This window comes from Pseudomonas sp. PB101, assembly GCF_009764265.1.
Classification (GTDB): Bacteria; Pseudomonadota; Gammaproteobacteria; order Pseudomonadales; family Pseudomonadaceae; genus Aquipseudomonas.
This window is the reverse complement of the sequence record NZ_RWIR01000052.1, coordinates 190822-205749: the sequence shown is the minus strand read 5'-3', so window position 1 is coordinate 205749 and position 14928 is coordinate 190822. Positions and strand designations below refer to the sequence as shown.

Annotated in this window: 9 protein-coding genes; 8 read left to right on the top strand and 1 reads right to left on the bottom strand. The window is 59.5% G+C overall.

Annotated elements, in window-relative coordinates; genetic code table 11:
• Positions 1–393: 393 nt before the first annotated feature.
• Positions 394–984 carry a reprolysin-like metallopeptidase gene (locus EI969_RS15995; RefSeq protein WP_160388634.1) on the top strand — a complete coding sequence of 197 codons (591 nt, stop codon included), beginning with the start codon at positions 394–396 and terminating at the stop codon, positions 982–984.
• A gap of 80 nt (positions 985–1064) precedes the next feature.
• On the opposite strand, the gene EI969_RS15990 is transcribed toward EI969_RS15995, so the two are convergent.
• A complete protein-coding gene (locus EI969_RS15990) occupies positions 1065–1976 on the bottom strand; it encodes a LysR substrate-binding domain-containing protein (protein WP_150716587.1) in 912 nt (303 codons plus the stop codon).
• Positions 1977–2156: 180 nt separating this feature from the next.
• On the opposite strand from EI969_RS15990, the gene aspA reads away from it, so the two are divergent.
• The 7 genes from aspA (at position 2157) to EI969_RS15955 (ending at position 14922) form a co-directional block, all read left to right on the top strand.
• On the top strand, positions 2157–3581 hold the full coding sequence (gene aspA, locus EI969_RS15985; RefSeq protein ID WP_008045549.1) for an aspartate ammonia-lyase: 1425 nt from the start codon (positions 2157–2159) through the stop codon (positions 3579–3581).
• A 476-nt stretch (positions 3582–4057) separates the two neighbouring features.
• Positions 4058–5509: a sodium:alanine symporter family protein gene (locus EI969_RS15980; RefSeq protein WP_160388633.1), complete on the top strand. Its 1452-nt coding sequence runs from the start codon at positions 4058–4060 to the stop codon at positions 5507–5509.
• Between the two features lie 100 nt (positions 5510–5609).
• On the top strand, positions 5610–6614 hold the full coding sequence (locus tag EI969_RS15975) for an asparaginase (RefSeq protein WP_160388632.1): 1005 nt from the start codon (positions 5610–5612) through the stop codon (positions 6612–6614).
• A 162-nt stretch (positions 6615–6776) separates the two neighbouring features.
• Positions 6777–7775: an AraC family transcriptional regulator gene (locus EI969_RS15970; RefSeq protein WP_160388631.1), complete on the top strand. Its 999-nt coding sequence runs from the start codon at positions 6777–6779 to the stop codon at positions 7773–7775.
• A 240-nt stretch (positions 7776–8015) separates the two neighbouring features.
• A complete protein-coding gene (locus tag EI969_RS15965) occupies positions 8016–9044 on the top strand; it encodes a histone deacetylase family protein (RefSeq protein ID WP_160388630.1) in 1029 nt (342 codons plus the stop codon).
• A 15-nt stretch (positions 9045–9059) separates the two neighbouring features.
• A complete protein-coding gene (locus EI969_RS15960) occupies positions 9060–10160 on the top strand; it encodes a polyamine ABC transporter substrate-binding protein (RefSeq protein WP_160388629.1) in 1101 nt (366 codons plus the stop codon).
• Between the two features lie 157 nt (positions 10161–10317).
• Positions 10318–14922: a dermonecrotic toxin domain-containing protein gene (locus EI969_RS15955; RefSeq protein ID WP_160388628.1), complete on the top strand. Its 4605-nt coding sequence runs from the start codon at positions 10318–10320 to the stop codon at positions 14920–14922.
• Positions 14923–14928 lie beyond the last annotated feature (6 nt).

The window sequence follows — 14928 nt, the reverse complement described above, 5'->3', positions numbered from 1 at the left end:
CTCTCTGGGCGCCCGCGGGCGCATCAAAAAACAACAAGCCACGCAGGATGCGTGGCTTGTTTGTACGAATTATGGCCGGTCGTAACCGGCCGAAGGCCGCGCAGTATACCTCAAAGAAGCGGATAAACAGCCCCTGTGGCGACCATCTGTCATGCGCTCGAAAAACACGTATTTCCTGACTATCAGGTCAGCCAACTGATTGCCTGAATGTCGTGTATTTCTCAAACTAACAGCTCAATACAACTCGCAATTCAATAGGCGGATCTCGTGATAATTAGTTCATAAAAAACTCTCGCCAGAAACAATTAAACCAACTTAAAAAATTGCGAACTCCACCAGGCAAAGTCAAATATAAAATTGCAAAGAAGCTATAATCGAACAGGGAGTTAAAAAATGAAAAAACCCATTTCCATAATAATAGTCCTCCACCAGGATCTTCAGGGTTATGAAAAAAATGTTTTATACACCGATTACTTTTCCTGGTTGAAAACAGAACTTGAATCCATCTCGGAACGCGACGTCAGGTTTTTTATGTACGATCATCATGAGGTTCCGGATTTGTCGGGATATAACTATAAAAACGAAGATGGTTCAGCTGCACTGCGAGGCTGGGTAACCCTGATTGGCGACTGGTATAAAAGAGTATTAAAAAGCGATGAGCATGAAGTAAATTTGACAAAAATCCTCTTGTTGACCCGAGACAATATTCACACAAAGGCAGGAGGTCTCCTGGGAGGGATAGGTGGATTCGGCCTTATCAAAGGTCATTGCGCAATTGCGGCGATTACTACCTACCAAATCCCGGCACATGAAATAGGCCACATGTTTGGCGCAACACATGAAGACAGCGAAGTAGTCTACGACGGCTGGTGGCACGACACGATCATGCTAACGGACGAATTCTCCAGCACCCGTGGAAACGCTTATCGATACAGCGACAAAAATCGAGATAATATTCGCAAATACCTTAGTGCTTTTCCGTAAGTTCAAATCAGTATCGCATTACGCTGAATGAACGACTGCTGCAACTCATGGCCACAGAAGTGGCCATGAGTTCTCGGTACTCAAACAGTAGTACCCGCTGCGCCACCCTCGAGTTTGCGCCACAACAACCGCACATTCGCTTTGCGCACCAGCGCGCAGCGATACAAACGGATCTCCAGCGGCACATGCCATTGCGGCCCGCCGCAGACCACCAGCTCACCCCGCGCCAATTCGGCGCGCACACTCAGTTGCGGCACCCAGGCGATGCCCAAGCCCTCCAGGGCCATGCTTTTCAGGCTGTCGGCCATGGCGGTTTCGTAGATGGTGGTGAAGCGCAAGGCCCGTTGGCGCAACAGCAAGTTCACCGAACGGCCGAGAAAGGCCCCGGCACTGTATGCCAGTAGCGGCACGCTGCCTTCGCCTTCCAGATCGAACAGCGGTTTTCCATCGGCGTCGGCGGCACACACCGGGAGCATTTCGGTGTGGCCCAAGTGCAGCGACGGGAAGATTTCCGGGTCCATCTGCATCGCCGCGTCCGGGTCGTAGAAAGCGAGCATCAGATCGCAGCCACCTTCGCGCAAAGCATGCACGGCGTCCCCCACGTTGGTCGCCACCAGCCGCGTGGCGATGTTCAGGCCTTCGTTGCGCAACTGCGCGATCCAGCGTGGAAAGAAGCCCAGCGCCAGGGAATGCGCGGCAGCGACCTGCATCACTTCGCCCTGCCCGCCTTCCAGGTGATGCAGATGGCGCAACACTTCGCCGAGCTGCTCGACCACGGTACGGGCGGTGACCAGAAACAATTGCCCTGCCGCTGTCAGTTCCACCGGCGTGCGAGAACGATTGACCAGCGTCAGCCCCAGCGCCGCTTCCAGGCTGCGGATTCGTCGACTGAACGCCGGTTGGGTCACGAAGCGCCGTTCGGCCGCCTGGGAGAAACTGCGGGTGGCGGCCAGGGCACTGAAGTCCTCCAGCCATTTGCTTTCCAGATTCATCACGTCCTCCCGGACACGCACCAATTTAGGTCACACGCTCGCCGTCAAGCCGGCGTCACACGAGCATTATGCCGAATGTGCATAGCCTAGTGTTTAACAGCATTGGCCCAAAAATTCGCACAAGCCTAGCATTCACAGCGTTCCGGCACAGACCGGGTCCATATTGAGATGATTTCCATCATGTCCTCCGCTGCATCATTCCGCACAGAAAACGACCTGCTTGGCGCCCTCGAAGTACCGGCTCAAGCGTATTACGGCATCCAGACCCTGCGAGCGGTGAACAACTTCCGCCTTTCGGGCGTTCCGATTTCGCACTACCCGAAACTGGTTGTCGGCCTGGCCATGGTTAAACAGGCCGCTGCTGACGCCAACCGTGAGCTGGGTCACCTGAGCGAAGCCAAGCACGCTGCCATCAGCGAAGCCTGTGCACGTCTGATCCGCGGCGACTTCCACGAAGAGTTCGTGGTGGACATGATTCAAGGCGGCGCTGGCACTTCGACCAACATGAATGCCAACGAAGTCATCGCCAACATCGCACTGGAGGCCATGGGTCACCAGAAAGGCGAATACCAGTACCTGCACCCGAACGACGACGTGAACATGGCGCAGTCGACCAACGACGCCTACCCGACGGCGATCCGTCTGGGCCTGCTGCTCGGTCACGACGCCCTGCTCGCCAGCCTCGACAGCCTGATTCAGGCGTTCGCGGCCAAGGGCCAGGAATTCAACCACGTCCTGAAGATGGGTCGTACCCAGTTGCAAGACGCCGTGCCGATGACCCTGGGTCAGGAATTCCGCGCTTTCGCCACCACCATGGGCGAAGACCTGGCCCGTCTGAAGACGCTGGCCCCGGAACTGCTGACTGAAGTGAACCTGGGCGGCACCGCGATCGGCACCGGCATCAACGCCGACCCGCGCTATCAGGCCCTGGCTGTACAGCGCCTGGCGCTGATCAGCGGTCAACCGCTGGTTCCGGCGGCCGACCTGATCGAAGCCACATCCGACATGGGCGCCTTCGTGCTGTTCTCCGGCATGCTCAAGCGCACCGCGGTCAAGCTGTCGAAGATCTGCAACGACCTGCGCCTGCTGTCCAGCGGTCCACGCACCGGCATCAACGAGATCAACCTGCCGGCACGTCAGCCTGGCAGCTCGATCATGCCTGGCAAGGTCAACCCGGTTATCCCGGAAGCCGTTAACCAGGTGGCCTTCCAGGTCATCGGTAACGACCTGGCGCTGACCATGGCAGCCGAAGGCGGCCAGCTGCAACTGAACGTGATGGAGCCGCTGATCGCCTTCAAGATCTTCGACTCGATCCGCCTGCTGCAACGCGCCATGGACATGCTGCGCGAGCACTGCATCGTCGGCATTACCGCCAACGAAGCACGCTGCCGTGAACTGGTCGAGCACTCGATCGGCCTGGTCACCGCGCTGAACCCGTACATCGGCTACAAAAATGCCACCCGCATTGCCGGCCTCGCTCTTGAAAGTGGCCGCGGCGTGCTGGAACTGGTGCGCGAAGAAGGTCTGCTCGACGAAGCCATGCTCGCCGACATCCTGCGCCCGGAAAACATGATTGCTCCGCGTCTGGTGCCTCTGAAGGCCTGACCCGACGCGTTACCTGTAGCACCGCTCACCAGGTCGAGGGACTAGACACCTCTCACCTTTTGAGGGCTTGGAGATCATTCTCCAGGCCCTTTTTTTTAACTGTTTTTCGACAACACAGAATCTGTAGGAGCCGGCTTGCTGGCGATAAACGATAACTCGGTTTTCCTGCGAAACCGCGGCGCCTGCATCGCCAGCAAGCCGGCTCCTACAAGAGACTGGCGTCGATAGAATCGGCGCTTGCACCACAAGTGTGCAGACGGACGGCACTGTCATGGGTATAGTGCCGCCCCTCTTCGCATGAGCGGTCGTCGGTAGCGAGGCCACAACCCATGCGAAACCCGAACTAATAACAAACCCGCGATATGAAACCGGGACGAACTTCGAACCGCCCATTGTGCCGTGCGCCAAGGGGTGTAACTCGATGTGTCTGTCCGGCCAGCATTGTTGCCTACACAAAAAACAGCGAGGAATAATCCATGCTCGAAGTCATCAACGACTTCCTCTCAGGGAAAGTACTGATCGTGCTCATTGTCGGGCTCGGTAGCTACTTCACGATCCGCTCGCGTTTCGTTCAATTGCGTCACTTCTTCCACATGTTCGCGGTGTTCCGCGACAGCCTCAAGAGCAGCGCCGGGCAACTCAGCTCGTTCCAGGCCCTGATGCTAAGCCTTGCCGGCCGCGTCGGCGCGGGCAACATTGCCGGGGTCGGCATCGCCGTGACCCTCGGCGGGCCCGGGGCTGTGTTCTGGATGTGGGTGACCGCGCTGGTCGGCATGTCCAGCAGCTTCTTCGAATGCTCCCTCGGCCAGCTCTACAAGCGCTGCGATTCCGAAGGCCAATTCCGTGGCGGTCCGTCCTATTACATCCAGCACGGCCTGCAAAAACGCTGGTTGGGCATGCTGATGGCGTTCCTGTTGCTGGTGACGTTCGGCTTCGCCTTCAACGGCCTGCAAGCCCACGCCGTGACGCACTCGCTGAACAACGCGTTTGGCCTCGACACCACCTACACCGGCATCGGCCTGGCCGTGTTGCTGGGCCTGGTGTTCATCGGCGGGATCAAGCGCATCGCCAAGGTCGCCGACCTGTTGGTACCGGTGAAAACCCTGGTGTACATCGGCGTGACCCTCTACGTGATCGTGCTGCAGTTCGACCATGTGCCGGGCATGCTGATGACCATCGTCAAGAGCGCCTTCGGTCTGGACCAGGCCTTCGGCGGCCTGATCGGCAGCGCCATCGTCATGGGCGTGAAGCGTGGCGTGTTCGCCAACGAAGCCGGCCTGGGCAGTGCGCCGAACGTGGCGGCCGTAGCGTCGGTCGAGCACCCGGTGGCACAAGGTGTGGTGCAGGCGTTCAGCGTGTTCCTCGACACCTTCGTGATCTGCACCTGCACCGCGCTGCTGATCCTGCTCTCCGGCTTCTACACCCCGGGCTTCGAAGGCGACGGCATTGCCCTGACCCAGAACTCGCTGGCCGCCGTGGTCGGTGACTGGGGCCGGATGTTCATCTCCGTGGCCCTGGCGTTGTTCGTGTTCACCTCGATCCTCTACAACTACTACCTGGGCGAGAACAACCTGCGCTTTTTGATCGGTGAAAACCGCAAGGCGTTGATGGGCTATCGCGCCCTGGTACTGGTGCTGATTTTCTGGGGCGCCATCGAAAACCTCGGCACCGTGTTCGCCTTTGCCGACATCACCATGACCATGCTTGCGTTCGTCAACCTGATCGCGCTGTTCCTGCTGTTCAAGGTCGGCATGCGCATCCTGCGTGACTACGATGACCAGCGCGCCGCTGGCATCACCACACCGGTATTCGATTCGAGCAAATTCCCGGATCTGGATCTGGACCTGAAAGCCTGGCCGGCGAACCCGCCAGCACCAGCCGCCAAGGCTGAAGCTGCCCCGGCAGGCGTGACCGCAGCGCAACGCTGAGCGGTAAAAACCGGGCGCATCCCCTGCGCCCGGCGTGACACAACTTGCAACCGGCGTCATGCTCGGACACAAGCCGTCATAGTTTTTTGGAGAACCGCCCATGAATGCCCCGACCTACCCTGCCGCCCAGCACGTCATGGTGCTCTACACCGGCGGCACCATCGGCATGCAGGCCAGCGCCAATGGCCTGGCCCCGGCATCCGGTTTCGAAGCGCGGATGCGCGAATACCTGAACAGCCAGCCTGAGCTGGTGGTGCCGCAGTGGCGCTTCCGCGAGATGTCGCCGCTGATCGACAGCGCCAACATGACCCCGACGTATTGGCAGCAACTGCGCGAAGCGGTGGTCGACGCGGTGGATGTTCAGGGCTGCGACAGCGTGCTGATCCTGCACGGCACCGACACCCTGGCCTACAGCGCGGCGGCCATGAGTTTTCAACTGTTGGGGCTGCATGCCCGCGTGTGTTTTACCGGTTCGATGCTGCCGGCCGGCGTGACCGACAGCGATGCCTGGGAAAACCTTGGCGGTGCACTGGTTGCCCTGGGCCAAGGACTGGCACCGGGTGTGCATTTGTACTTCCACGGCGAACTGCTGGACCCCACCCGTTGCGCGAAGGTGCGCAGCTTCGGTCGGCATCCGTTCAAGCGCCTGGAGCGTCAGGGCGGTGGCGTGAAGGCGACTTCGACGCCAACGCAACTGAATTACAACCAACCTAGACAATTGGCGAATGTCGCGGTGCTGCCGCTGTTTCCAGGTATCAGTGCCGCAATCGTTGATGGCCTGCTCGACAGCGGCATTCAGGGTCTGGTGCTGGAGTGTTATGGCAGTGGCACCGGCCCGAGCGATAACCCCGATTTTCTCGCCAGCCTTGGCCGTGCGCGGGACAAGGGTGTGGTGGTGGTGGCAGTCACGCAATGCCATGAAGGCGGGGTTGAACTGGACGTTTACGAAGCCGGCAGTCGCTTGCGCAGTGTGGGCGTGTTGTCCGGAGGCGGCATGACCCGCGAGGCGGCGTTCGGCAAGTTGCATGGGTTGCTGGGTGCGGGGCTTGAAACCTCCGAGGTTCGACGTCTGATCGAGCTCGACCTGTGTGGCGAATTGAGCTGACAACACACACCCCCTGTAGGAGCGGGCTTGCCCGCGAATACGTCTGCACATCCGACATTGATGTGAATGACACACCGCTATCGCGGGCAAGCCCGCTCCTACAGGTCCCTCGTCCGGCATATAACTTGCTGCATTCCAGCTATCCCAAGGCTGGAAATCCTCATGCTCCACTCCCACCTCACCACGCTCAACGCTGTTTCTCTGGTGCTCAACGCCTTCAAGGCCGACGGCTTGTCCAGCGAAGCACTGCTGGCCGGCAGCGGCATCAGTGCGGCGGATCTGAACCGCGCCGACACGCGCATCACCACCAATCAAGAGATGCAGGTCTGCGCCAACGCCGTCGCGCTCAAGCGCGATATCGGCCTGGAGCTGGGCCGGCGGATGCACGTTTCCTGCTACGGCATGCTCGGTTACGCCCTGCTCACCAGTGCCACCTTCGGTGACGCTTTGCGGCTGGCGATGCGTTATCCGGCGCTGCTGGGAACACTTTTCGAGCTGAGCCTGGAGGACGATGGCGAGCGGGTCTGGTTCGCCGCCGCCGATTACCGCGAGAGCCCGTCCATGGCGGTGTTCAATGCCGAATTCTGCCTGGTGTCGCTGAAAGTCACCTGTGACGATCTGCTCGGCCATCCCCTGCCCTTGCTCGGCGCACGCTTCGAGCATGCCGCGCCCGACTACGAAGCGAGCTACGCGCAACACTTCGACTGCCCGCTGCACTTCGGCGCACCGAACAATGCCTTCGCCTTCGACAGGCGCTGGCTCGATCAACCGTTGCCGCTCGCTGATGCGATTACCCATCAAGCCATGGCCGAGCGTTGCCGCAAGCAGAACCTTGAGTTCACCGGGCGCCAGGCCTGGCTGGGGCGAATCCGGCAGTTGCTCAGCGCGCAATTGAATGCCGCGCCAGGGCTGGAGGGCCTGGCCGAGCAGATGAATTGTTCGGCGCGGACCTTGCGCCGGCATCTCAAGGACATGGGCTGCAGCTACCAGGAGCTGCTCGACGAACTGCGCTTCGAGCAGGCCAAGCAAATGCTCTGCGAAGATCAACTGCCGATCTATCAGATTGCCGAGGCGTTGGGTTTCAGTGAAACAGCAAGTTTTCGGCATGCGTTTGTGCGCTGGAGTGGAGTGGCGCCCAGCCAATTCCGGCCTCACGGATAACCTTGTGGGAGCTGGCTTGCCAGCGATGAGGCCGGTACATCCGATGCACCTGTTTCGGTCGAAATACCGCTTTCGCCAGCAAGCCGGCTCCTACAAAGGGCTGTTCAGCGTTAACAAGGGGCGAATTTCGGTCAGATGTTTTGGCCATATCGATCCCCTTTTGGCCTTTCCTGCCGTTCTCCGATTCGCCGTGCACCGCAACACTGGAGGCAACCGAATCAGCCCTGCGGAGAACAACAAATGCTGACGATCTACTCTGACGATCACCACCTGCACCACGGCCGTTGCGAATTGATAGACGGGCAACTCAAGCCCTGCTTCGAAATGCCTTCGCGTGCCGACCACGTGCTTTCACGGGTGCAAAAACAGAACCTGGGCCCCGTCGAAGCGCCGAAGGATTTCGGTCTCGGGCCGATCGAGCGCATTCACAGCCGCGACTATCTCGACTTCTTCAAAGGCGCCTGGGCCCGCTGGACCGAGTTCAACACCGACGGTGACCTGCTGCCTTACACCTGGCCGGCCCGCACCCTGCGCCGCATCAAACCCACCAGCCTGCATGGCCAGCTCGGCTATTACAGTTTCGACGGCGGCGCGCCGATCACCGCCGGCACCTGGCAGGCGGCGTACAGCGCAGCACAAGTTGCGTTGACCGCCCAAGCTGAAATCCAGCGCGGCGCTCGCAGTGCCTTCGCCCTGTGCCGACCACCGGGACACCACGCCGCCGGCGACTTGATGGGCGGTTATTGCTACCTCAACAACGCCGCCATCGCTGCCCAGGCATTCCTCGATCAGGGCCACAGGAAGGTCGCGATCCTCGACGTCGACTACCACCACGGCAACGGCACCCAATCGATTTTCTACGAGCGCAGCGACGTGCTGTTCACCTCGATCCACGGTCATCCGGAAGCCGAGTTCCCGTTCTTCCTCGGCTACGACGATGAGCTGGGCGAAGGCGCCGGTGAAGGCTTCAACTTCAACTATCCGTTGGCCGCAGGTTCTGGCTGGGAGACTTGGAGTGCAGCGCTGGAACAGGCCTGCAAAGAGATTGAAAGCTACGGCGCCGACATCGTCGTCGTGTCCCTGGGCGTCGACACCTTCAAGGACGATCCGATCTCGCAATTCAAACTCGACAGCCCGGATTACCTGGCCATGGGCAAGCGCATCGCGGGTCTCGGCGTACCGACGCTGTTCGTCATGGAAGGCGGCTATGCTGTCGAAGAAATCGGCATCAACGCCGTGAACGTTCTCGAAGGTTTCGAAAGCGCTTGATGAGGAAGTAGACACATGAAAAGTCTTAAGCGTTTTATCGTGCCTGCGCTGTGCGCCTCGGTGCTCAGCGTTGCCGCCCACGCCGAAGAACGAACGTTGCGCGTTTACAACTGGTTCGACTACATCACCCCAAAGGCCCTGGAAGACTTCAAGGCGCAGAACACCCAGACCAAACTGGTCTACGACATCTTCGACACCAACGAAGCGCTGGAGGCCAAGTTGTTGACCGGCAACTCCGGCTACGACGTCGTGGTGCCATCCAACGTGTTCCTCGCCAAGCAGATCGAAGCTGGCGTATTCCAGCCCCTGGACCGCAGCAAGTTGCCGAACTGGAACCACCTCGATCCCAAGCTGATGAAGCTGATCGAGGCCAACGACCCGGGCAACAAATTCGCCGTGCCCTACATGTACGGCACCATCCTGATCGGCTTCAACCCGGACAAGGTCAAGGCCGCCCTCGGTGCCGATGCGCCGGTAGACAGCTGGGATTTGATCTTCAAGGAAGAGAACATCAGCAAGCTCAAGCAGTGCGGCGTCGCCCTGCTCGACTCGCCCTCGGAAATCCTGCCGCTGGCCTTGCAACATCTCGGCCTGGACCCCAACAGCAAGAAGCCTGCGGACTACGACAAGGCTGAAGCGTTGTTGATGAAGATCCGCCCGTACGTGACCTATTTCCATTCCTCGAAGTACATGGCCGACATCGCCAACGGTGACATCTGCGTCGCGGTCGGTTATTCCGGCAGCTTCTCGCAAGCCGCCAACCGCGCCAAGGAAGCCAAGAACGGTGTGGTTGTCGACATGCGTTTACCGAAGGAAGGTGCGCCGATCTGGTTCGACATGCTGGCGATTCCGAAGGGGGCGAAAAACACCGAAGACGCCTACACCTTCATCAACTACCTGCTGCAACCGCAGGTGATTGCACCGGTCAGTGACTTCGTCGGTTACCCGAACCCGAACAAGGACGCCACGGAACTGGTCGACCCGGCGATCCGCAACAACCCGAACCTGTACCCGACCGACACGGCGATGAGCACGCTCTACACCCTGCAACCGCTGCCGCGCGATGCCGAACGTGCACGGACACGGGCCTGGACCAAGATCAAGTCCGGTACCTGACACCCGTCCCGTTCCCGCCGTCACCAGGACCTGCGTTTACGCAGGTCTTTTTTTGCCCGCAATATTTATTTACCGCCAACGTCGTCCTGCCCGTCACTACCTTGCAACGAATCGCGTACCGAATCTTCAACGGTGCCGCCTCACAAAGGACGTGACCATGACCGAAGTATCCAGCCCCCCCGAATTGCCCGAACTCCCCGCCGATCAAGACGCCCTGCTTACCCAATTGGTGGCCGGCCCCTCGATCAGGGAGGTCGCCACCCATGCGCTGCAACCGGCGCTGAAAACGCTATATCCGCAGCTGTCTATCGACCCCCGCCTGGCGATGGTGGTCACACCGATCTGGACACTACGCGAGCAGCGCGTCGTCGCCGGACCACGACACTTTGAATCACTGACCGATGCCTTGGTACGTCACGGCATTGCGCAAACACCGATGATTTACCTGGAGGGCGAGCATTACCTCACCCTGCAACCACTGGAGCCGACACCGGCGCAGTTGCCCGTCAGCATCGAAGCCATCGGGCGTTTGCTCAATGAGTTGGCGCCGCTGTTGTTCGATGCATTTCAAGAGCAGCAGGTCGACTACTGGAACCGGCTCACCACCCCCTCGACCCCACGCTGGAAGGCGTTGTCCCACTCGCTGCGTGAACTGTGGGACATCGAAACCAACCCGAACTGGGAGAACGAGCAATGCGAGATGGCCCGCAACCTGTTCACCTACCCGGACAAAAGCAAACGCAAGACGCACGACCGCTTTCGGTCCCGCGCTTGCCTGATCGACCTGGACTACAAGAATGAGGGGGGCTCGGCCCACCTCAACACCCTGGACATGGCCGTCCTGATCGGGACCCTGGGCAGCCGCACGTTGATCGTCAGCCACACCATTACCCATGGCTTCCAGACCTACGAGTCGTTGCAGGAATTGGGCGAATCCTTGCAGGCGTATACCAATGGCCAAATACCCGGGAACACCTTGCAATGGCGCCTGATTGAGCCCGAGGACAATTTTTTCGACCATCTGGCGTGCACCCTGATCGCCCTGCAAGCGGACTCGATTGCCGCGCTGGCAAACATTCGCGAAGAGACAAATCCCGACCTCGCCCCACACATCAGTCGCACCACGAACGAGCTCGATCCATCGGACAATCAGGCGCCATCGCGCTTCAACCTGGTCGAGCAGGCACTGCCAGACTGGATGGCCAGCGCTTCATCAGGCGATCTCAGCGCCTACAGTCGTCATCTGATGGATCTGGCGGGCGTACAGAACCAAAACACCGGGCAGTCATTCCAGGACGGTATCAAACCGATCCGCGAATTCGCTCTGGAGCAACTGCGCAAGGACATGCTCTCCGAGCATCCCGAAGCCAAAGATTTACAGTTCGCGGACATCGAGATCGTGATCGACAGCGTCGTAGTCTGGGGCAGCTTTGCGCCACCCGTGGGGTCGGAGCGCACCACCTTGAGCCTGGTCGATCTGGCGCTGCAAAACCTGATCGCCCTGCCGCAGGGCAATAAATCCGTACGCAGCACCAGCGCTACAGCGCTGCCGGCATGGTTGACGGTCAGCTACCTGGAAGCGTTGATCGTCAGGGTCAATATCGGCCAAACCTATCCGAAGCTGATCAAAAGCAAACTGCTGGACGATCCCCTTGAAAGCCTGCGCCGTCAGAACCTGTTCACCAGCCGCTTACGCGTCGAGCTGCCACTGCTGGCCTTGCAGCAAAAAATCCGCACTCAGGGCGCAATTGACGAATTGGGCTATCGCTATGTCGCTGCCGTGGTGCAGATCCTCGACGCCAAACGCTGGGTCGACGGACAGGAAATCGTCATTCGCCCGCTGGCATTCACTCCCGCCTGGCGTACGGGAGCCTCCACGGATGAAGTGAGCAACATGTTCGTGATCGGGCCCCGGCAAATGGACAAAGGACCGTGCCTGCTCTATCGGCCACTGCTCGACCAGCCCTTGAGCCAATACCCGACGCCGGCCAACCTGATCTATGCCATTCGGCATTCTCCAAGGCTGCGCGAATCCGTGCTCGCCTGGCTGCCCGACGGGGTTCGCGCCAATTACGCCAACTACGTATTCACCGGGGACCTGCCTTCGGTCTGGAGTGTTTCGCAACTGCTGGCCGACCCACTGACCTCCCTGCAAATGAGCGGTCCGCTGACCTTGGGCACTCGGGTCCTCGCTACGGATTACCTCGCCAACCTGTTCAAGGCCAACGTCAATGCGCTGGTCGAATTGGCGCAACGGCAATCGGTGTCCAACGCGGAAAATCGCTGGGCGACTTTCAAGCAGGCTGCCTGGAAGATCCTCAGTGCGGCATTGCCCTTTCTGGGCCGAACTGTTGGGACGGCGGCCTGGATCTGGCAGGTACTTGATGACCTGCAGCAGACTCTCGACGCGAGCGAGGAAGGCAACTCCGAACAACGCAAAACCGCCATGACCGATCTGTTGCTGACCCTGGCCATGGTGCTCGCCCATCGCGCCAGCACACGCCGTCCAACGTCCCGCGCAATTCGGGAGCAGAGCCCGACAACGCCAACGGTAGAGGTTGCGAAAAAGCCGGTCGCGACACCGTTGACCCTGGTTCAACTGCCTGACATCGTCGGCGAGCCCTCGACCACACAACACCACATTTCAGTCGCAACCGATACCGTCCTGAACCTGAGCAAAACCCTGGATCGCTTCGCGATCACCAAACCCGAAAATCTTACGTCTCCCGATAGCGCAGCCGGCATCCACCAACACCTCTATCGGCACGAAAAAAGCTACTACGCGCCAGTCGGCGAGCGCTGGTTCGAAGTAACCGTCGAAGAAACCGGTGAAGTGTCGATCATCGATTCAAGACCCGAGTCCAAAGGTCATGGCCCTGCACTGATCCGCAATCAGCGCGGTGGATGGTTCGTCGACACCCGCTTGCGCTTGCGTGGCGGTGGCTTGTCGGCCCGGCGCAAAGCGCTGAAGCAGCAAAACCGTCAGCGCATCACCGAACTCAAGAAGCAACTGAAGGACTTCAACGACCAAAGCGAAAGCGCAGGCAAAGAGCTGAAGGACGCCTACAACCAGTTGAAAACTGCCTCCGACCAAACGTTGCCCGGGTTGCAGCAGGTGTTTCTGGAAAAACTCGACCAGCGCACCAGCGACTATGCCGCCCCAATCGAGCAACTGAACTCGTTGAACCTGCTCGACACGGTTTCCAGTTACCGCAGTGACATGGCCGACATGCTGGGCAACCAGCTGTACTACAACCAGACATGGCTCGATCAAAAAAATCCGGCTTTCAGACAAACCATGCAGGAGACCTTGACCCTGCTTGAGGCGGAAGAAACGGCTGGTGCAGCCGGTGACCGTGCGACCTATCAAAAAATGGTCGACCTGGCCGAGGGTGTGATCGGCAAAATCGAATTTGCGCAATCACGTTTCCAGTTGCTGAGTCGACTGGGTAGAGGTGCTGCCGAAATAGCCAGCACCTACAAGGCAAAACTGCCGGCATTTACCCCTAACGACCTCAAAGCACTGCAGGTCATGCTGGCTCGCGACGTATGTCTCAAAGAAGGTGATAGCGTCCCGCTGACCGAAGCCGGAAACGAACTGACACGCCTGCTCGACACGACCGACCTGGTAATCCAGACCTCCCAGGAGCTGATGCTGGAAGGCAGCACGTGGATCGCAAAGGAACGTATCGAGGCGCTCAATGGCATTCTCGAACAATTTGCCACGATCGATCAGTCCTTCGAAGACTTCACGGTCAGCCACAACGACGCGGTGCTGGAGCAACCGTTCAAGCATCTGCGCTCGCGAGTCGGCGAGTTCCAGCAAGATACCGAGGCCTACCTTGCTCAGTTGCTGCGCGAGCAACTGCCCCAAGAGCCTCGCCCCGGGCCTTCGAGGCCAGCGCCAGCGTCGCGCAAACGGGTAGTCAAGACGCGATTCAACGGCACGGTCGTTGGCGAAGTTCGTCCTTCGGCGCCAGGCGAGCCGGTACTGCTGGAGGTGCGTGCGCCCCTGACCGGCAAAGTCATCGCCACCTTTCACGAAAAAACACCCGGCGTGTGGCTTGAACGGGTACCGGTCAGACGTCGCCGACCGCAAGCTCCACCACCGGCACTCACCGAGCAAATCGCCCACGGCCGGACGATGCTCGATGACCTGGAAAACTTCATCCGGCAAACCGAAGCAAACGCGAAAAAGCCAGGCCGTATCCCGGTGGAAATCGAAGAGTTGTTCCAGCACAAAGCCGATCAACTTAGCCAAGCGGCCCGCTCCCTGGAACAAGCCGTATTGCGCTCGAACACAACCGACGGCCCGTCGGGTACCGCGTCAACCTTGACCAAGGAACTGAACGAGGCACGCGAGCGACTGTACGCCGAAGGTAACCGGATACGCATCGAAATGACCAAAGCCCAACCACCAACTGCGGCCCGCGTCCAATGGCTGTTGAGCAAGGACGAAATCGACATTGTGAACAATGCCAAGCGACGGCGCCTGAAGGGCCCGCGCAAGGACTACCTGCAAGAGTATGAAATTCGCGAGCGCCGTACCCAGAAAACACTGTGGTACGCCCACTTCCATTACACCAGCCTGGATGCGCCCGCCGACGCATTCACCGCCGCCCATTTGAAACTGCATGAACAACGGCTGTTGGCAGGTGCATTCGACCCGCGCGCGGCCACGACCAACTCGCAAGTGATCGCTATTTATCGCAGCGAAATCAGCCCGCAACTGGCGCGCGAGTTGTTCTTCACTCAAGCCTGAACCGTC

Excerpts from the sequence above, each read along its gene's own strand:
- EI969_RS15955 (WP_160388628.1), top strand. The coding sequence starts at position 10,318 with ATGACCGAAGTATCCAGCCCCCCCGAATTGCCCGAACTCCCCGCCGAT.
- aspA (WP_008045549.1), top strand. The coding sequence starts at position 2,157 with ATGTCCTCCGCTGCATCATTCCGCACAGAAAACGACCTGCTTGGCGCC.
- EI969_RS15980 (WP_160388633.1), top strand. The coding sequence starts at position 4,058 with ATGCTCGAAGTCATCAACGACTTCCTCTCAGGGAAAGTACTGATCGTG.
- EI969_RS15960 (WP_160388629.1), top strand. The coding sequence starts at position 9,060 with ATGAAAAGTCTTAAGCGTTTTATCGTGCCTGCGCTGTGCGCCTCGGTG.
- EI969_RS15965 (WP_160388630.1), top strand. The coding sequence starts at position 8,016 with ATGCTGACGATCTACTCTGACGATCACCACCTGCACCACGGCCGTTGC.
- EI969_RS15995 (WP_160388634.1), top strand. The coding sequence starts at position 394 with ATGAAAAAACCCATTTCCATAATAATAGTCCTCCACCAGGATCTTCAG.
- EI969_RS15975 (WP_160388632.1), top strand. The coding sequence starts at position 5,610 with ATGAATGCCCCGACCTACCCTGCCGCCCAGCACGTCATGGTGCTCTAC.
- EI969_RS15970 (WP_160388631.1), top strand. The coding sequence starts at position 6,777 with ATGCTCCACTCCCACCTCACCACGCTCAACGCTGTTTCTCTGGTGCTC.
- EI969_RS15990 (WP_150716587.1), bottom strand. The coding sequence starts at position 1,976 with ATGAATCTGGAAAGCAAATGGCTGGAGGACTTCAGTGCCCTGGCCGCC.